This is a genomic window from Microcoleus vaginatus HSN003, from assembly GCF_022701255.1.
Classification (GTDB): domain Bacteria; phylum Cyanobacteriota; class Cyanobacteriia; order Cyanobacteriales; family Microcoleaceae; genus Microcoleus; species Microcoleus vaginatus_B.
Genome location: NZ_CP031705.1, coordinates 4880089 through 4900145 on the forward strand (window position 1 = coordinate 4880089; position 20057 = coordinate 4900145).

The following is a 20057-nucleotide window of genomic DNA, read 5'->3' on the forward strand; positions in this document are numbered from 1 at the left end:
ACCCTACAGATTAGTGTGTCCGCGCACTCCTACCCAGTTGCTTACGGCCCGGAACATCGCTACAACTCCCTGAATAATGTGAGGTACTCACAGCGACGCTTCTAAAGTAAGGTGCAGACTCTGAATTCAAACTATATCCACAACTTCCGAAAATCCGCTCGATAATCTAAAATCTAAAATCTAAAATCTAAAATCCTCATGTTGCACAGAATACAAGTCAGAAACCCCTGGAAATCAATCTTCAAACCCTGGGAAGAAGCAGACCCTTGGCTGTTTGGCGCTTGCATCGCCCTCACCATCTTCGGCGGAATTATGATCCACAGCGTCGAAATTAACCAGGGACTCATCAACTGGTGGCGGCACTGGGTAACTGGGGCAGTCGGTTTGTTCCTCGCCATCATCATTTCCCGCTGTCGCTACCAAAGACTGATTGAGTGGAAATGGCCGATTTACATATTAATCAATTTGTCTCTGATCGCAGTGCGGTTTATCGGTACTACAGGACTCGGTGCCCAGCGGTGGATCAACATCGGCGGCTTCTACCTGCAACCCTCAGAATTTGCCAAAGTAGGCATGATTGTCACTTTAGCCGCTCTCCTGCACGACAAAACTGTCCCCACGGTGGGTAATATGTTGAGGATGCTGGCCATTATGGCTGTACCCTGGGGATTGATCTTTGCCGAACCAAATTTAGGTACTTCCTTGGTGTTCGGCGCGATCACAATCGGGATGTTTTACTGGGGAAATGTCAATCCCGGCTGGCTAATACTGCTATTCTCTCCTCTGATCTCAGTTCTCTTCAATAACCTGTCTACACCGATTTGGATAGGCTGGGTAGTTGTTGCGGGTATTATCGCTTGGCGAACCCTGCCTTGGCCGTGGTTGGGGACTTTCGGTGCTGTGTTGGTGAACGTTGTTTCTGGACACCTGGGAATTATTTTTTGGAATGTGCTTAAGGATTATCAAAAAATGCGCCTGACAGGGTTTTTAAACCCCGAGAAAGACCCTTTAGGCAGCGGATATCACTTGATTCAATCTCGGATTGCTATTGGCGCTGGGGAACTCAAAGGCAGGGGTTTGTTTCAGGGAACGCAAACTCAGCTTAACTTTATTCCCGAACAGCATACTGACTTTATATTTTCAGCTATTGGCGAAGAATTGGGTTTTATTGGCTGTATTGCCGTGTTGTTGATTTTCTGGATAATTTGTTTCCGGTTGGTGACGATCGCTCAAACTGCTAACGATAATTTTGGTTCTTTGCTGGCGATCGGCGTACTCTCAATGTTGATTTTTCAGGTGTTCGTCAATATTGGGATGAACATTGGCTTAGCTCCGGTTACGGGGATTCCGCTGCCTTTCCTGAGTTACGGGAATGCGTCGCTGCTGAGTAATTTTCTCGGCCTGGGACTGGTGGAGGCGGTAGCAAGCCAGCGACAGCGCAATAAGCGTTGGAATTAGACAATTGGCAATTGCTAATTGGTAATGGGTTCTGAGAATGCGATCGCGCTTTTGATTTCTTTCGAGAGATTCTGCGGGCGATCGCATTTTTTTTAATCGATCTAGCCACATCTAAATTTTACGCTTCCTGAGCCCAGCCTTTAGGACAGTCAAGTTTGATAAAATTCTTGTGGGGTGCGCGCGAGAACCCGCCCCAAAATAAAATTTAGAGGCCAAACAGTTTAAGTATATCAACTTAATTAAACCACTCGTGACGCAAACAATAAATGGTTTTATGCGCTATGAGTAAGCCACTCTGTGTGCAATGGACGCCCTACTGAGGACGTGATCACTTCCTGAAACCATTGCTCTTATTACATCTTTTTTTCTTCTTCCTTCTTCCTTCTTCCTTCTTCCTGCTCCCTTCTTCCTGACATCCGTTACATCCGTTACATAATCCGTTGCCGAACTTCCCTCTTCCTTCTTCCTTCTTCCTTCTTCCTTCTTCCTTCCCCTCTGATTACTCGTTCATATTCTTATACGTAGCAACAGCCGAAGGCGAACTCCGGTTTAAGTAACGGAATATCCAATACTTAAATACCGTATCCAAAATAACTGGAAACGTTGCAATGAACAAAAATATGAACTGCCTATTTTCTGGCAATCCCAAATGCCTCGATACACCTTCGAGAACTACTTCCCAACCATGAGGCGAGTGGAATCCGACAAACACATCTGTAAACAAAATAATTACGAAAGCTTTCGCACTGTCGCTGAGGCCGTAAATCACATCGTCCATGAAAGACTTTAAAATCTCAATCTCTTTCTTGTTAGTAACGATAATCGCGGCAAAGGCAATGCAAGAAATCAAATCGGCAAAAATATTTTTAATAGCTCCATCACTTTCAGCGCGGTATTCCTCCGCTAGTTCAACTGCTTTCGCGGCAATCTTCTTTTCCGTTTCCTCTAAAGAAAGCGAGGGAGCATTGCCAATTAACGTTTGAAATTTGAGGTGCTGCTCAAATCTCTCCAGTTGTTTGAAGGCTTCTTCTTCCAGGTCAACATTTATAAATATTGGAGCATTTTGCTTGCCTCTAAAATAGTCTACTGTCGGCCCGACTATAAAGTTTTTGGCAATTTGATTCGTCAACAGCGGAACTAAAATCAAAAGCAAAATAAATCTGAGAGAAATAATTGTTTTTACTTTGGAATTGCGAAAATTTTTGACTACTTCTTTTTCAGCTCCCGGGTCTAAATCTTTAGTGATTCGATTCAAAGTTCCCAAAAGCGAGCGTGGCAATAAATTTACTTCTTCATAGTTAGTGTCAACCTCACCATCGTGAATTTGAACAAAATTACCTGAACTTTTATTTGGGTCAGAGGGAGAGCTGTTATTTGTAGATTTTGCCTGCACCTTTACTGAACCGACAACGGGAACAATTGCCGTTGATTTACTATTATTAATATACTTGTCGATAACTCCATCAATAAACTCTAATTTCTCAAATATCAGGGATTCTCTATCTTTATTGTTGAGATGTAATCCGTGCTGGTGATGAGCGGCGCTGTGCGCTGTCTTGGGTTTGGCCCCCACTCGCTCCGGCAGTTCCAAAAAAGAACGGCTAGCATTAAACTCAACCATTCTGGTTTGGATGACCTTGAGGTATTTTTGCAGTTCGGATTTAAAGTAAGACAGGGTGCTTTGTCCGTAATCGGGCGATCGATCAGAGATTCCTTGACCGCCAAAATGCTCGTCTTCGATCGCCTTAATTGCTAATGCAGCATCGTAAGCCTGTTCTAGGGCCCTCTCAGGCGTTTCTCGATACCATTGGTGAACGCTGTAGAGATATTTTACAATCCTGTCCCAGGGAGAAGTATTCATAGCTAAAGCTTGCTAGTTGGCTGTCAACATTATTGATTAAAGTATTCATGGTATGGTAACAAATTTACATAAATTGGGCACTGCCACCGAGGATTCAATTTGGATTGTTGGAGCCGCCCGCAGCGGCAAAACCGCTCGTTTAGTCGAGCAGTTTTGCATTTGGAGCAAAACTGTCAAGCCTCTACCCGCAACAGTTTCAGGGATGTGGAGTTCCGGGCGGCGGCGGGCTGGACAAACTGCCCCAGCAATTTTAGTCTTAGCAGCTAATGGAGACAACCGGCTAGAATTGGCCGATCGCATCGCCGTCGCTACTCAAGGGAAATATGCTTTTCACTCCACAACACCCTTCGGTTTTTTTGAGCAGGAGGTATTGCTATTTTGGCCACTGCTTGTTCAGTCGCTGGATTTGAGGGCTCAATTTCCCCTACGGCTGCAACCAGAAACAGAACTGGAACTTGCCGCGAGACTCTGGCGTCGCGAACTAGACGAAGGGATATTGCAACAAACAGGGGTAAGTCCAAACCGAATGGTGCGTCGAACACTAGACTTATTACAACTTGCTGCTGTCAGCGGTACGCCCAGAGAAGAGATTCCCAGCATTCTGGAACAGGGATTTGCTATCTCAGGCGGCTCGACCAACCTGTGGACTAGCATGGGAGAGTTGCTCGAAAGGTGGCGGGAATGGTGCTTGACGCGGGGGTTTCTGACTTACGGGATTGTTTGCGAACTCTACTGGCATGATTTGTTGCCGGATGCCACTTATCAGCAGCATTTGGCCTCTAGATACCAAGCTGTGATCGCAGACGATGTTGACGATTATCCGGCTATCAGCGGCCATTTGTTCGATCGAATGCTCGACCAAGGTGCAGTGGGGGCGTTCTCCTACAATCCGGATGGAGGAGTGCGTTTGGGCTTGGGGGCTGACACAGAATACCTAGCCCGACTCGAAGACCGCTGTCAAAGCGTGGAAAATTTGGACGCAAAAGTCGGTTTAGCCGCAGAGATTGGAGATTTAGCGGTAAGTTTAGCAGTTAATTCTGAGGGTTTTTATCCTTTAGGCTTGAGTTTGCCCGGTAAAGTTCGATCGCTCCAAACCACTTCCCGCGCTCAACTGCTGCGAGAAACCGCCGAAATCATCGTGGATGCGGTGAAGTCAGAAGCCGTGGAACCGCAGGAAATCGCCGTAATTGCCCCGGGTATGGATGCGATCGCCCGTTACAGTTTAACGGAAATTCTCGCGCGAGATGGTATCGCCGCCGTATCTCTCAACGATCAGCGTCCCCTCTCGACTACCCCCGAGATTCGAGCTTTACTCACTTTGTTAGCCTTAGTTTATCCGGGACTCGGCCGTTTAGTCGATCGAGACGGCGCCGCCGAAATGCTGGTAGTGTTGGGCAGCCAGAAACACAGTTCATTGGAAACAGAAGATTCCAACTCGACTTTCAATCTACCATCTCAAATCCAAAATCAAAAATCGATCGACCAAGTGAGAGCAGGTTTAATCGCCGATCACTGTTTTTGTCCCAATATCGATCGACCTCAATTGCTGGAAATTACAGCCTTTCCCCGGTGGGACAGACTGGGACACCGAGCCGCCGCGGCCTACGAGCAGATTGTGGAGTGGATCGAACAACAGCGATCGCAACAGCAGGAGCGGCTGTTGCCGAGTCCAATTGCCCTGCTCGATCGAGCCATCCAGAAATTTCTCATGAACGACAGATACCTCCCCTACGATCGCCTAGCAGCCCTGCGCGAGTTAATGGAAACAGCCAGCCACTATTGGGAAATCAACGGGCGAATGCAGCGCGTAGAACCCACAAATGGCGGCGACTCAGAAACGATCGCCCGGTTCATCCAGTTGTTGCGCCAAGGAACCGTCACTGCCAACCCCTTTCCAGTAACTCCAGAAGGCCCAGCAGCCAGATCCGTCACCCTCGCCAACATTTTTCAGTACCGCAGCAGCCGGCGCGCCCACAAATGTCACTTTTGGCTGGATGCCGGCTCGTCCCTGTGGCTGAGTGGCGGTGCGGCGACATTGTTTGGCGCTCCCTTATTTTTGCGATCGCAACAGGGGCGTCCCTGGGAAACCGAAGATGAAACGGCTGCCGACCAACAGCGACTGCGGCGAATTCTGCTAGATTTGTTAAGTCGCTGTTCCCTGCTTTACCTTTGCCACAGCGAACTATCCGTCAGTGGACAAGAACAAACCGGGCCGCTTCTGCCCCTAATTAACAGTTCTGTTTCTTGTCAGCAGTGAGCATAAGGCATTCGGCTTCTGAAGGCAAGAGGCACATATGTATTCGGCATTCGGCAGGAGGAAAGAAAAAATTATGACAGCGAAGATTTTTATTTTTTATGCTTCGGGATAAAAACGCAGGGCTGACTCGAAACCATACTTCTAAGTTCTATCTAAATGGGGCGATATTAAAGTATACCCAACATAGGCAGCAAAACGTGCAATCATTAATATTTTGAGATCAAAAGATCCCCGGCTGAAAAAATATCTATAGCCGTTGCATTTTTGATTTAGTATGTTAGAAATGATCGGGATTATTAATCAATTTTAAGCCAGATTTGTGCCAACAAACTGATACTAATCAGTTCTTAAAGTTAATCGGGATCGTCGTTTAAAGGAGCCAAAATAATGCCCAGTGCAGTGCCAGTAGTATTTATACCAGAACCAACACCAACACCAGAACCAGAACCAACACCAACACCAGAACCGACACCCGAACCAACACCAACACCAGAACCGACACCAGAACCAACACCAGCTCCGACGCCGACGGAAACTCCAACTCCCTCCGGTGACGACACATTTGGTGGCATAGACGACACATTGGGCGGAGGGCAAGGTACGTCGCCCGCAATCATTGGTGGCGTAGTCCGCGGCACAGAAGCCAACGACTCCTTAGTTGGCAGTCCCGGCCCCGACGTGATTTCCGGGCTGCAAGGCAACGACAACCTCCAAGGAGCCGGCGGCGACGATTTAGTATTTGGCAACGACGATGACGACGTGCTGTTCGGCAATGAGGGGAACGACGTTCTTGATGGCGGTTCAGGACTCGATACCCTGTACGGAGGCAAAGACAACGACTCCCTCGAGGGGGGAAATAACCCCGACCTGCTGTACGGCAATGACGGCAACGACACGGTAATCGGAGGCGAAGGCAGAGACACGGCTTACGGCGGGAAAGGCAGCGACAGCTTGCGCGGAGGCTCTGGCGACGATAGCTTTTTGGGCGATCGAGGCGACGACATCCTGTGGGGCGACCAAGGCAACGACTCGCTCTTCGGCGGCGATGGCGAAGACTTGGTATTTGGCAACGAAGGAGGCGACTGGCTCTACGGAAACGCCGGCGGGGATACATTTTTTTCCGGCGACGGCGACGACATCGTATTCGGTGGCGACGGCGACGACATCGTGGACGGCGGCGCGGGCAACGACGTTCTTTGGGGCGAAGCAGGCAAAGACATAATGGCAGGAGGCGAAGGCAGAGATGTCTTCGTCATCGGTGCCTTCAGTTCCCCCAGTGGCAGCAGCAGCGACGGCACTAACGCGGCCTTTCTCACCACAGGCGGCCCCGACATCGCCGATGCCGACATTTTCACAGACTTTCGCCAAGGCGAAGATTTAATCGGGTTAAGTGGCGACCTCAAGTTTGAAGATTTGGTAATCTTCCAAAGCACCGAGACAAAAGCCGGCAGCACGATTATTCGCAACGGCGTCAGTGGCGACTTTTTAGCAGTATTGCCCGGAGTGGACAGCAGAACCCTAGGGCGAAGCTCATTTGTAATTGCCCCCACAGTTCCCGGCAGCGCAACCCCGCTCCCCCTGCCAACGCCGACAGACAGTCCGACACCGACACCGACACCGACGCCGACACCGACAGCCAGTCCGACGCCGACGCCGACACCGACACCGACGCCGACAGACAGTCCGACGCCGACACCGACACCGACGCCAGATGAGCCGGTGCCGGCGTTCCCGGGGTCGCCGACACCGGGGTTGCCGACGCCGACAGGAAGTCCGACGCCGACAGGCAGTCCGACGCCCATCCTTAACCAACCTCCAAGAGCAGTTAACGACAACTTCACCACGGTGGCGGGTCAAGAACTCAGTCTCAACGTTCTGTTGAATGACACTGACGCGGAAAAAAGCGCTCTGACTGTCACGACTTTTAGTCCAGCAGCCAAGGGCACCCTGGTTCCCGTGGGCGGCGGCGTATTCAAATACACGCCGAATCCGGGCTTCTCGGGTGCTGACAGCTTCAGCTACTCGATCTCAGATGGCAACGGCGGCACAAGTCAGGCGGTAGCAACCATCAACGTCAGCAACCCGCCACAGCTCGTAATTAACGACGGTGTGGTGGTTGCCAAAAGTAATCCTACCCAGACGATTACTGCGGCCGATTTGTTAGTCACAGATCCCGACAACAGCCCCTTGGAAATCGTTTACACGATTACTAAAGCCCCCGATGCTACCAGAGGTTTTGTCCAAAGGGGTAGCACCTTTCTCAACGTCGGTGGCAAATTCAGCCAAGACGATATCAACAACAACATCGTCAAATACAACTTGCTGGCAGGAGGTGGCAGCGACAGTTTCACGTTTACAGCCTCCGATGGGTCTGCAACTGTCGGGCCGGCATCCTTCAGCATCACGGTTGTAGATAATATTGTCGATCGCAGCGCACTCCCGGCCAGCAGCTTTACAGGCAGCAACCTCAGCGACTTCATCCTCGGCGGGACCGGCGACGATACCCTCTCTGGGGGCGACGGCAACGACATCATCGATGGTAATGGCGGCAACGACCTTGTATTCGGTGAAGCAGGCAACGACTCGCTGGTGGGTGCGATCGGCAATGACATCCTCGACGGCGGACTGGGCAACGACACGGTTGACGGCGAAGACGGCATAGACTCGCTGATCGGCGGACTGGGCAACGACCTGATGTTCGGCGGCAATGACAATGACAACCTCTTGGGCGGTGACAACAACGACACCATTGACGGCGGAACAGGCAATGACTCGATGTTGGGAGAATCCGGCGACGACTCGATACTGGGAGGAACCGGGATCGACACCTTACTTGGTGGCATTGGCGACGACTCCCTCGACGGCGGTGAGGGCGACGACATCCTCGACGGTGGACTGGGCAGAAACTTGCTCGACGGCGGTATCAATAACGATTCCATCTCCGGCGGGGACAGCGATGACACGATTTTGGGTGGACAAGGCAACGACACGGGACTCGGAGGTTCGGGCAATGACTACGTGTTGGGCGAGGCCGGCAGCGACTCCCTCGACGGCCAAGCGGGCGACGACACTCTCGACGGCGGTGCCGGCAGCGACTGTCTCAGCGGCGCCTTCGGCAATGACTTGGTATTGGGCGGCGATGACAACGACTCGCTTTCCGGCGGTGCAGGCAATGACATTGTGGGCGGTGGCAACGGTTCTGACTTGCTCACGGGCGATGCTGGCAATGATTTCTTCTACTACGAAACTCCCAGCGAAGGCGTGGACGTGATTGCTGACTTTAACGCTAACGGCAGCGAGACCGACAGATTTTTGTTCAGGTCGTCAAATTTCGCAGGTTTAACCAACTCAGGAACTACTCTCGATTTCACCAGTTTTATCGTCAGAAATATCGGGTCTAGCGGCGACGACATCAGCAAGCAATCAGTCATTTTGTTTGAATCTAAATTTGACAACGCTCAATCAGTAAATGCAGTGTTGAAGAATCAAAACGGTTCGAGCCAAACGGGAGCTTTCTTTGTGTACCTGAACAATACTTTTAACAAGTACGTTCTCGGCTTTGACCCGAATGTGGCAGATGACAGTCTCCCAGCTTTTGATTTGGGAGTTTTGAGTTCTATTCCTACAGTGCCAGGAGCGCTCAGCACCGTCATTACTGCATCTGACTTTAAGTTTATTTAGTAGTTTTTGAGTAGCGTCGCAAGGAGTCGGAACAATGCCCAGTGCAGTACCAGTAATTTTTCTCGAAGGGCGGCTACCCGATGAGAACGAGGATAGTTTGGATAGCGGCACGGTGCCGCAGCCTACGCCGTCGTCGGGAACGGAGCCGATGATGACGGGAACGGAGCCGACGATGACGACGGGGACCTCGACAACGATGACGGGAACGGAGCCGACGATGACGACGGGGACTTCGACAACGATGACGGGGACTTCGACAACAATGACGGGGACTTCGACAACAATGACGGGGACTTCGACAACGATGACGGGGACTTCGACAACGATGACGGGGACGGGCCCTGACATTTCGATCACCCCGGTGCCGCGGCCACCTCTGACAGTTCCCACGCCTCCCCCAGAACCACTTTTTGTCGATGGCTTAGTTGTCGCAAATGACGGCAGTAACTATTTAATCGGCAGCTTGTTCAATGACACGATTTCCGGGGGGGGTGGCGACGACACGCTTTTGAGTCGGGACGGAGACGATCTACTCAGGGGCGAAGACGGTAACGATTCTCTCAACGGTGGCGCTGATAAAGATATCGTTGAGGGCGGGCGTGGCAATGACACGGCGCGGGGCGGCAAAGGCGATGACTTGGTTTCTGGCGACGAGGGCGGTGACGTAGCTTTTGGCGACCAGGGCAATGATATTGTCTTGGGTTCTGAAGGTAACGACTCGCTGTACGGCGGTAAAGGCAATGACTGTCTGCGCGGTGGTGGCGAGGACGACCTGATTTTGGGCGACAAGGGCAGTGACACTGTTTTTGGCGACACGGGTAACGACTGCCTCATAGGCGCTGGGGGCAATGATATTTTGTTAGGCCAGGAGGGCGGGGATGTCATCACCGGCGGTGTTGGTAACGATACTGGTGACGGCGGCGAGGGTGATGACCGGCTCTTCGGGGGCGACGGCAATGATTCTTTGTCTGGAGATGCTGGGGATGATATTCTTTCGGGCGATCGCGGATCGGATACTCTGACAGGAGGCGACGGATCGGATATCTTTGTTCTCGGTAGGGTGGGCACGTCGCCTGGTGGCAACGGGTTTCTCACTACTGGGGGCCGCGAAATCGGCGATGCTGATGTAATTAGAGATTTTAATGCGGGAGATTCGATCGGTCTGGCTGGAGGTCTGAACTTTACAGAGTTAGAAATATTCCAGGGCCAAGGCTCGAATTCTAGCAACACGATTATTAGGGACAGGCGAACTGGGGAATTTTTGGCAGTCTTGATTGATGTTCGATCGAACTCGCTAGATGAATCTAGGTTCACTACAGCTCAAATACCGCGCGTAGACGACAATCCCTTCACCATTGAGGGGACAACTGCTTCTCCGACACCAACGACGGGGACAAGTGCTTCTCCGACACCGACGACGGGGACAAGTCCTTCTCCGACACCGACGACGGGGACAAGTGCTTCTCCGACACCAGCAACGGGGACAAGTGCTTCTCCAACACCAGCAACGGGGACAAGTGCTTCTCCAACACCAGCAACGGGGACAAGTGCTTCTCCGACACCGACGACGGGGACAAGTGCTTCTCCGACACCAGCAACGGGGACAAGTGCTTCTCCGACTCCGGCGGCGACGACTCCAACTCCGGCGGTGACGACTCCAACTCCGGCGGTGACGACTCCAACTCCGGCACCGAGTCCGAGTCCAACTCCGGAACCGGCTCCGAGTCCAACTCCATCACCAGGGACAACTCCGAGTCCAACTCCATCACCATCACCGGGGACAACCACGAGTCCCACAACGGGGACATTGCCGACACAGGTTCCGAGTCCGAGTCCGACTCCGAGCCCGACTCCGACTGCGGGGGGGACAACTCCGAGTCCGAGTCCTTCGATCGTCCCGACTCCAACTGCGGCGCCCCCAACTCCTCCGCCTTTGGGCGGCGGGCCGACTCCGCCGAGTTTTACATCTCCGACTCCTAACCAGCCGCCGATCGTGGAAGCTGGCAAGACGGTGACTGGTTTGCAGAATTTGCCTCTGTCTCTGAGCATTTCGGCGCCCAGTGACCCGGAGGGCGATCCACTGTCGATCGCGGTAGTCGGACTTCCCAATCCTACTTTTGGTGAGGTAACTACCGGGACGAACCCCCTCGCCGTGAACCAAAAGTTAACCGTTCAGGATTTACTAGGGCTGACATTTCAACCTGGAACAAACGTGATCGGGCAAGCCGGTTCTTTCAGCTACAGCGTAGCTGACGACCAAGGCGGCACGGCAGCAGCGTCAGTCGCAATTAACATCAATTCTTTCGATACCTCCGTAACTGTTCCAACTCTCCTGCCGCCAATTGTTGTTGATGACGGCATCGTATTTACCAATACGAATAATTTGCTGCCCACTTTTATCGACGTACTGGCGAACGATTCCAGCCCGCAAAAAGGGACGCTCAGCATTATTAATGTCAGCACACCGCAACTGGGGATAGCTGTAAATCTTGTCTCTCAAGTGCAATTCATCCCCGGCAACGTAGCGGGTACAACTGCTTTCACCTACAGCGTCAGCGACGGATTCGGGACAATTCCGGGCGTAGGTACTGTCACCGTTCAAATCTTGCCGGCTGATAGCGGGCCTAACAATTTGGTTGGGGGTTCTTTGCCGGACAATTTGGACGGTTTGGCGGGCAGCGATACTATAGATGGTCAAGGCGGCAACGATACGATTAACGGCGGTGTGGATAACGACGTGCTCGTAGGGGGCCTCGGCGCAGATACCATGACGGGGGGCGGCGGCAGCAATCAATTCCGCTATACCAGCCCTGCACAAGGTGGGCCTGCCTTTGATGCGGCTTCTTCGGCGGCGATCGATGCTGCGATCGCAGCGGGCGGATACGATGTGATTACTGACTTTAACGGCCTCGGTGTGCCGATCGCCGATCAGTTTAATTTTGCCCCAGGATTCCCCAATCTCAGCAATGGCAGTCAAGTTCTGCTGGATGTGCAGACAACTGTTTCTGCAAATATTCTGGGAGGAAGTGCTTTCTTGTTTGCTTACGATTCCGGCGGCAATACTTACATCATTTATGACGGCAATGGCAATAACGTCGCCGGTGCTGATTCTCGCATTTTGGCGAAGTTAAATGGTGTAACTGGGGTTTCTTCTCTTTCGGGATTTGACTTCACGTTTATCTAAAAAGATAAGAGGTTTGGAACCGCAGATAAACGCAGATAAACGCCGATTTTGGTGGCAGTTTATCTGCGTTTATTTGTGTTTAGCTGAGGTAAAATTAAATCTCCTTCTTTTGAGGAAAAGTCCCAAAAAAGAGCCAAGTATATCACCGAAGTTTGAGAAAAATCAGAGGTTTGAAACTGCAAATAAACGCAGATAAACGCCCATTTCTTGGCAGTTTATCTGCGTTTATTTGCTTTCATCTACGGTAAAAAATTAAATCTGATTTTCCTCAGAAAAAAGTCCCAACAAAGGGCCGAGAATAGCGCCGAAAACAAAGCCGCCGGCGTGGGCCCAGTAAGCAACTCCCCCGGATTCCATGCCAACACTTGCCGGGGCATTCAAGGAAGCCAGGCCGCTCAATGCTTGCTGTGCAAACCAAAATCCTAGAAAGAAGAAAGCGGGGACTCTGACGGTGGTAATAAAGATTCCCAAGGGCAGCAGTGTCAGAACTTTGGCTTGGGGATATCTGAGAATGTAAGCTCCCATCACGCCTGCGATCGCGCCGCTAGCACCCAGGGACGGAATGGCAGATGCTGAGGAAAAAAACCACTGAGTTAGTGACGCTAAAACGCCGCAAGTAAGGTAAAATATTATAAATTTGACGTGTCCTAAACGGTCTTCTACGTTGTTGCCAAAAATCCACAGAAATAACATATTTCCGGCAATGTGGAGAAAGCCTGCGTGCAGGAATTGGGAGCTAATTAGTGTCGTCCATTCGGGAAATGGCGAAGCTGGCAGAGCAACCCGACACATATTGCTTAACTGGCAAGGAATTACGGCCCAAGAGTAGAAGAATTGGGTTAATTGTCGATCGCCCAAACTGAGTTCGTACAAAAATACTAATATGTTTGCGGCAATCAGCCCGTAGGTGACGTAGGGAGTGATAGTAATGGGATTGTCATCGCGTAAGGGAACCACAGCCTTTTTTTCCTCATCAAAATATTGGCAACACAGTAGCGCATTTATTGCCCAGGTGTCTCCTGTCTAAAGGAAGAGGGAACAAGTCAATCAACTTTAGATTGTAGATTGTAGATTTTAGATTAAATAATTAAAGAAGTGAAGAATTGAAGAAAGCGACTTGACGGATGTATCCGGGGGGCTAAAACAAAAATACAACCCATTTAATAAAACCCTCCACCTTGCAGTTAGTTGAATATCTGCTTTTTAGTGTTGGGTTTTATTTTACCGCAAAGCCGTATATTGTAGGAGTGCAGAGCAAGTTTGTAGTTGCGATATTGGTGCAGGGTTTCACCTCTCAACCAAACTACAAACTTATTTATCCCCTTGCTGATTACATTTTTACAGCAGGGCTAGTCGAAGGTTTAGGCGACTTAATTTCCTGGGAAGCTGCACGGGCGCGGAAGAGTTTAGCAACGACTTGTTCACACTTAGACAAATCCGATTCTATCTCTGTCAAAATGGCAGTTGATACCGGATCTGTGAACTTCACCCGCAGGTTGTTGACATCGACAACACCGGTTTGCAACTCACCGAGAGTGCTCCGCAGCAAGAACGTTTCATCGGTTCCTTGCATCGAGGTTTTTAATTTGGCGTATTTGTCAGCAATTTGGGCAGGAATTGAGGGTTTTTCACCAAAATCGTTGAGGCGTTTTTCGAGAGCGATGATGTGGTGCTGTTTGTTTTGAATCATTTCTCTCAAGAGCGATCGCAAATCGCTGTCTTGGGTTTTTTCCGCATAATTTTGAAACGCTTCGCAAGCATAGCGTTCCCCTGCAAGGGCGGTATTCAAACCTTTAACAATGTCGCCTTGTGTCGAACCTCCCCAACCATTAGCTAATTTCCACCATTCTGCATTTGTGTCAGTTTCTTCTGGTAAACCGACTGCTTTTCCGCCGTAACCGAGGCGAGCCATAATTGCGGTGGTAAATATTGCTAAATCTCCCGGTTGGCGGGAAGTAATCAAGTTGCCGTCAACTACTAAAGCTTCGTTAATGTAGTTAGCTCCGGCATTGATCATGTCTTTTTTTATTGCCAAGAAACCAGTGGCATTTTTGCCTTTCAGCAAGTCGGCTTCAATCAAAACTTGCGGGCCGTGGCAAACAGCAGCGACGATTTTTCCTTGCTCAAATGCTTCTCGTACAAAACGTACTGTATTGGGATTAGTCCGCATCATATCGGGAGCCATACCGCCCGGGATGATCACTGCATCGAATTCTGCGGGTATTGCTTCAGTGGTAGTTCCGTCAGCCTGCTGGGCAACTTTTCCTTGTTTCCCTGCATACTTTTCGTTTGTCCGCGAACCGAGGACAACTACTTCAAATCCTGCTTGTTTTAAGGCGTTGTAAGGAACTAGAAATTCGGAATCTTCAACTCCATTTTCGATGAGTATGGCAACTCGCTTTGTGTTGCTACCGTTATCGGTTGTCATAATCAAATTTCCTCAGACTATCTTTTATCTAACGCTAAGTGATTGATGGAGTTGTTAGCGTCTTGCTAAAGTGATACATGAGTTAGTTTTAAAAGGTGTCAGCGTGGGCCTTGAGAGGTATTTTACAGAACTGTCTCAATGCACGTAAGAGGCTCCATTAATGTCGATCGTAGTCCCGGTAGCGTGCGTAGCCAAACCCGACGCTAAAAAGGCGATCACATTGGCAACATCTTGAGGAGGAGCGATTTTGCCGATCGGGATATCGCGAATAATATCAGCTTCACCGAGCTCCTGAATAAACTGATTAGACATTTCTGTACTGACAAATCCCGGTGCAACTGTAAAAGCCAAAATATTATCAGCAGCAAACCCTCTAGCAATACTGCGAGTTAAAGCAACAATAGCACCTTTGGACGCAGCGTAATGCAGATAATTAGGGTCATCCCCACGAAAAGCAGCGCGACTTGCTATATTAATAATTGTACCGACCCTGCGAGTTTGAAAATGCAGAATAGATTCCCGGCACAAATCGGCAACGGCAATTAAATTAACTTGTAGAGTTTGCTGCCAAGCTGACGACCAAATATCGAATTTATCCTCAATACCCGCTGACTGCATAATCCCCGCATTGTTAACTAAAATATCAATATGACCGCGCCATTTTAAAGCATCTCGCCACAAAATCGAGGCCGCGTTTTCCACCATCAAATCTGCGGCCAATAAATAACAGCGATCGCCCGCAACACTTGCTGCGATCGCTTCAGCTTCTTTCTGACTGCGAAAGTAATGCAAAATCACCTCAGCCCCAGCGTTAACCAGAGTCCGTACCGTCACTGCACCAATCCCTTTCGAGCCACCAGTTACTAAAATTACCTTTCCGGTTAAATCAATCATTTATGTCTCTCTTTTCTCTTTCTCTGTGACCTCTGCGCCCTCTGCGGTTAATAAAAAAATAAATCCCCTTCACGCCAAAAATATAATTGCTATATGATACAGCACATTCCATCTAATCTAATGTGTATGCCATTGCCTCATGCTGAGCGATATCTGCAATAGACCTCTCCCAAAACTTCCAAATCCTTTCCCCCGTTGGTTTCTATTGGAAATACAGCCACTGCTTACACCACTATAGCTTCTTTGTCCTTAAACTCGATAACTACAGTGGATTCGGCAGCAGAGGTCGAATCAACTCCATAATTCGGTCAGAATTAAAATTATTGATATAATCCGTTAGTGCTTGGGACAAACTTGCTTTGGAGGCTGGAATTTGTCCAATTAATTCATTCATAACTTCGGTATCGAGATAGTAAGCGGCTTGATACATTTGTTCTAACCACTGAGGTGGCATGATGGATAGATCTTCTACAGACACCGTTTCAACTAATTGTTTTTGGGGGGTTTGTTCTACGGCTTCGTAGATATATGTTACTCCCAAATATTTAGCTAGTTTGTCAAAGATCTCTTTCTGCTGAAATGGCTTGCTTATAAAGTCGTTAAAGCCAGCCATAAGGACTTTCTCTCGCTCTTCTTCAAAAACACTGGCAGTTAAAGCAATAATGACAGTTTCTTGGCTCTGAGGGCGTTCTCTAATATATTTAGTAGCTGTGTAGCCATCCACGATCGGCATTCGTAGATCCATCAGAATCAGGTGTGGCTGCCAGCTCTCCCACAGTGATAGTGCCTCCACTCCCTGTTTTGCTTCTCTCACCTCAAAACCCACCGAGGTAAGGATCTCGACTAACAAGCGGCGATTTTCTTCTAAATCTTCAACAATCAGAATCCGGTAATTTGGTTGTCCGGGAGCTAAACCAATTACTCTTTGATTACTTAATTCTGGGGGTACGGATTCTGCTTGAGGTAACTGTACAGGAATCTCAAAGGAAAAAGTGCTACCTCGGTGCAAAGTGCTTTTAACGCGAATTTGACCGCCCATGAGTTTGACGAGTTTTTGACTGATGGCTAAACCAAGCCCACTGCCTTGACTCAACTTATTCCCAGCTTGGGCTTGCACAAATACCTTAAATAGGCTATCAATTTCTGTGGGCGAAATTCCCACGCCTGTATCCTCAACTTCAAAACATAGGTGACAGGAGGTTTTGTCTCTTTGTGTTGCTCTTACCCGTAGGGTGACGCTTCCTTGGTTGGTAAACTTAATCGCATTACCGAGCAGATTGACGAAGACTTGATAGAGTTTTTTCTCGTCGCTATGCACAAATTTAGGAATGTCGGGAGCTAGCTCGAAAATTAGTTGCAATTCTTTAGATTGGACTTTAACTTGGAACATTTCTTCAATAGAAGCCAGCAAATTTGTCAAATCAAAGTCAGAAAGATTGAGTGTCATCCGTCCGCTCTCTATTTTGGATAAATCTAAAATATCGTTAATCAAGTCCAATAAATGTCTACCGCTACGATTGACAATCTGTAAACGTTCTTGAAGAGAAGGAGTCAGATTTCTCTCATAGCTCATCAATTGCGTGAATCCCAAAATTGAGTTCAGAGGGGTGCGGAGTTCGTGGCTCATATTAGCGAGGAAGACTGTCTTGGCTTCGTTTGCTTCATTTGCCTGGTGAAATTCCAACTCAGCTTGTTTGCGATCGCTAATGTCAATTAAATATCCCAAGATTTCTACTGGTGTACCTGAATGATCTCGAATTAGCCTAAGTTGACCCAGCATCCAGCGATAAACCCCATCAGAGCGATGAAAACGGTATTCGTGGAAATAAAAATCATTAACTAATACATTTGGTAAGCCATGAAGCACTGGTTCTACATCATCGGGGTGTAAGTGATTCACCCAAAATTTAGAATCTTCTAAAAACTCCCTGCTTTCGTAGCCCAATACATCTTTGATATTTTCGCTGATGAACGTTACGCCATAATCGCCAGCAGATTTACTGCTAAAAATGACCACGGGGCTGTAGTTTAGGAGAAAGTTGAGGCGATTTGTGGTAGCTTGCAAGGCTTGCTCAGCCAGTTTTAGCTCTGTTGCGTCCTCCTGAACGGCAACATATACAGTTCCGTATTCAGGATGCTCAAACATAGATGTATGAACTCTGCACCAAAAGAGAGTTCCATCTTTCTTTTTATTGTGGACTTCATATTTCGCTTCCCCGCTTTGTTCAATTTGAGTGAGGATATCTCGAACGGTTACATCTGGTGTAACCTTTGTATCGACATAATTCAAGACACCAACGGATTGACCTGCGAGTTCGCCCTCTGTGTAGCCAAACATAGCGTCAAATGTAGGATTGGTGTAGACGATCGTGAGGTCGGAGGCTTTAATCAAACACACTCCTCCTCCCATGTTATTCATGATAATACTTTGAATTTCTAGCGTTTCTTGAGCTTCTTTTCTGGCGGTAATTTCTTGAATTTGAGAAATAAAATGCAGTGGATTTCCCTGTCCATCTTGTACTACCGAGCCATTAAGAATAATCCAAATAATATGTCCTTGTTTATGGAAATACCGTTTTTCCAGTTGGTAAGTTGAAATTGTTCCTGCTAATAGTTCCTGGGCATAAGTAAGATCCCCGTCTAAATCGTCAGGATGGGTAATGTCTTGGAAAGTTAATGCTAACAACTCTTCGGAGGAGTAGCCAAGAATCTGACATAAGGCAGGATTGACTTTAATCCAGTTCCCATCAAGTGAAACGATCGCCATCCCGATAGAGGCATCTTCAAACGCATGGCGAAATTGCTCTTCACTGTTTCGTAAAGCCATCTCAATTTGTTTGCGATCGCTAATATCGCGCAGAATAACAGTAAATACCGTTTCGTCTCCCATCTCCAGCCTAGAAATAGAGGCTTCAGCCGAAAACTGTGTTCCATCTCGACGACGACCCAAAATCTCGCCTCGTTCTCCCATTCTTCGTGCTCTGGTAGGAGAGTGTGCAAATTGTTTGATATGCTGCGGATGTGCATCTCTAAACTGTTCTGGCAGCAGTAAATTCAGTGGCTCCCCTAAAATGTCCTCCATTTTATAGCCAAACATCTTTTCTGCCCCTTGATTAAACAGGGTAATGCGTTGAGTGCGATCGACTGAAATAATTGCATCATTGGCTATTTCTAGAATTCCCGCAAAACGAGTCTGCGATTTTTGTAAAGCATCTGTTCGTTCAGCGACAAGAATTTCTAAATTTTCGTTAAGTTTTTTAATTTCTTTTTCGGCTTGTTGGCCCTTGTAATCTATCTGGTTCAAAAAGCGAGCCGTCGTCAAGATGAGAATTGAGAACGTGACAACCATAAGAGTTGAACGCAATGTATAGCCAAAATTAGCGTTATACCAGCCTAATTTTTGTCCCTGAAGAGTGAACCAGTTCAGTGTCACTGGAAAGATTGTCGCCCAAGGCAGCAACCACCGAACCATTACTCCGCCGACCTGGGGACTGGTTACTACTTGCATTAATCCTTCGTTGGGGCGGAGCAATAAAATTCCTCCATAGAGGGTGAAAAAGGCAACGATCGTGTTTATGGGTTGAGTCGTCCTAACTGTAACCAACCTTTCAAGAATATCGACATGGAATAGGTGTGCAAATAAAGCTAGTAGAGAAATTAAAGCTGCAACACTACTCAAAATCTGAGCCAACCAAGTATGCCGTTGGGAATTTTGCCCTACCAGTAACAATCCTACTCCCATCAGCACAAAATTTAGGGCGGTATTGACTCCCATTCTTCCCGGATAACGAGTCGCTGAAGACACGAAATCTCGGAAAAGCCACTCATCAATACCCAGCTTCCAACCAAAAATATACTGGCTCAGCGTCAACAGACTGATGATGATTATGAATCCTGCTATCCCTTGAGCGATGCGATTGTGCAGTCGGATTCTTTGGTACTGCAACAATCTCAAAGACACTCCAGCCAACAAAAAGCAAATTGCCGAGTTTGCTTTCATGGTCGAAGTCATACCGGGAAAACCACTTTTGAGTAGGGAGATGTCAAATTGCCAACCCAGCAGCACGAGACATCCGATCGCAATGACGAGTATACTTGCCATGTGAGAAATGCGCTGGTTCATAAATCGGCTGCTTAGGTTGAAACAATCTTCTTATGATGTTAGGCGAAGCGAAGAAGGGCGACCACGGGGGAACTGCTCCTACCCGAACAATGCAGACTTTGTAGGGCTGCGCCCCCCGTGGTTGCCCCATATCTCGGGGATCGCAAGAATTGTTTGTGGGTAAAGTAACCT

Annotated in this window: 9 protein-coding genes; 4 read left to right on the forward strand and 5 right to left on the reverse strand. The window is 48.7% G+C overall.

Translation table 11 applies throughout. The features are described 5' to 3' along the window. Positions 1-198: 198 nt before the first annotated feature. Positions 199-1458 carry a rod shape-determining protein RodA gene (rodA, locus tag D0A37_RS21180; RefSeq protein WP_242717284.1) on the forward strand — a complete coding sequence of 420 codons (1260 nt, stop codon included), beginning with the start codon at positions 199-201 and terminating at the stop codon, positions 1456-1458. Positions 1459-1957: 499 nt separating this feature from the next. Here the strand turns inward: rodA and D0A37_RS21185 are convergent, their stop codons facing one another. Then, the gene (locus D0A37_RS21185) at positions 1958-3319 is read right to left on the reverse strand and encodes a proton extrusion protein PcxA (protein WP_242717286.1); all 1362 of its coding nucleotides are present in this window, start codon (positions 3317-3319) and stop codon (positions 1958-1960) included. Between the two features lie 52 nt (positions 3320-3371). Between D0A37_RS21185 and D0A37_RS21190 the strand changes: the two genes are divergently transcribed. The 3 genes from D0A37_RS21190 to D0A37_RS21200 all read left to right on the forward strand — a co-directional run bounded on the left by D0A37_RS21190 (position 3372) and on the right by D0A37_RS21200 (position 12441). Next, positions 3372-5576 (forward strand): recombinase family protein, encoded by a 2205-nt coding sequence (locus D0A37_RS21190; protein ID WP_242717288.1) that lies wholly within the window; start codon positions 3372-3374, stop codon positions 5574-5576. 387 nt (positions 5577-5963) lie between these two features. Further along, positions 5964-9257, forward strand: coding sequence for an Ig-like domain-containing protein (locus D0A37_RS21195; RefSeq protein ID WP_242717290.1), 3294 nt, complete (start codon positions 5964-5966; stop codon positions 9255-9257). Between the two features lie 34 nt (positions 9258-9291). After that, positions 9292-12441: a calcium-binding protein gene (locus tag D0A37_RS21200; RefSeq protein ID WP_242717292.1), complete on the forward strand. Its 3150-nt coding sequence runs from the start codon at positions 9292-9294 to the stop codon at positions 12439-12441. 252 nt (positions 12442-12693) lie between these two features. Here D0A37_RS21200 and D0A37_RS21205 read toward each other — a convergent pair whose 3' ends face one another. The 4 genes from D0A37_RS21205 to D0A37_RS21220 form a co-directional block, all read right to left on the reverse strand. Continuing rightward, positions 12694-13398: a rhomboid family intramembrane serine protease gene (locus tag D0A37_RS21205; protein WP_242717294.1), complete on the reverse strand. Its 705-nt coding sequence runs from the start codon at positions 13396-13398 to the stop codon at positions 12694-12696. A gap of 373 nt (positions 13399-13771) precedes the next feature. Further along, complete coding sequence (locus D0A37_RS21210) at positions 13772-14869, reverse strand: DJ-1/PfpI/YhbO family deglycase/protease (protein ID WP_242717296.1); 1098 nt, start codon at positions 14867-14869, stop codon at positions 13772-13774. Positions 14870-15004: 135 nt separating this feature from the next. After that, positions 15005-15763, reverse strand: a complete 759-nt coding sequence (locus D0A37_RS21215; protein ID WP_242717298.1) for an SDR family NAD(P)-dependent oxidoreductase — start codon at positions 15761-15763, stop codon at positions 15005-15007. Between the two features lie 262 nt (positions 15764-16025). Next, positions 16026-19886 (reverse strand): PAS domain S-box protein, encoded by a 3861-nt coding sequence (locus tag D0A37_RS21220; protein ID WP_242717300.1) that lies wholly within the window; start codon positions 19884-19886, stop codon positions 16026-16028. Between the last annotated feature and the right edge of the window lie 171 nt (positions 19887-20057).

Coding starts and splice junctions, on each gene's coding strand:
- rodA (WP_242717284.1), top strand. CDS start 199: ATGTTGCACAGAATACAAGTCAGAAACCCCTGGAAATCAATCTTCAAA.
- D0A37_RS21185 (WP_242717286.1), bottom strand. CDS start 3,319: ATGAATACTTCTCCCTGGGACAGGATTGTAAAATATCTCTACAGCGTT.
- D0A37_RS21190 (WP_242717288.1), top strand. CDS start 3,372: ATGGTAACAAATTTACATAAATTGGGCACTGCCACCGAGGATTCAATT.
- D0A37_RS21195 (WP_242717290.1), top strand. CDS start 5,964: ATGCCCAGTGCAGTGCCAGTAGTATTTATACCAGAACCAACACCAACA.
- D0A37_RS21200 (WP_242717292.1), top strand. CDS start 9,292: ATGCCCAGTGCAGTACCAGTAATTTTTCTCGAAGGGCGGCTACCCGAT.
- D0A37_RS21210 (WP_242717296.1), bottom strand. CDS start 14,869: ATGACAACCGATAACGGTAGCAACACAAAGCGAGTTGCCATACTCATC.
- D0A37_RS21215 (WP_242717298.1), bottom strand. CDS start 15,763: ATGATTGATTTAACCGGAAAGGTAATTTTAGTAACTGGTGGCTCGAAA.
- D0A37_RS21220 (WP_242717300.1), bottom strand. CDS start 19,886: ATGAACCAGCGCATTTCTCACATGGCAAGTATACTCGTCATTGCGATC.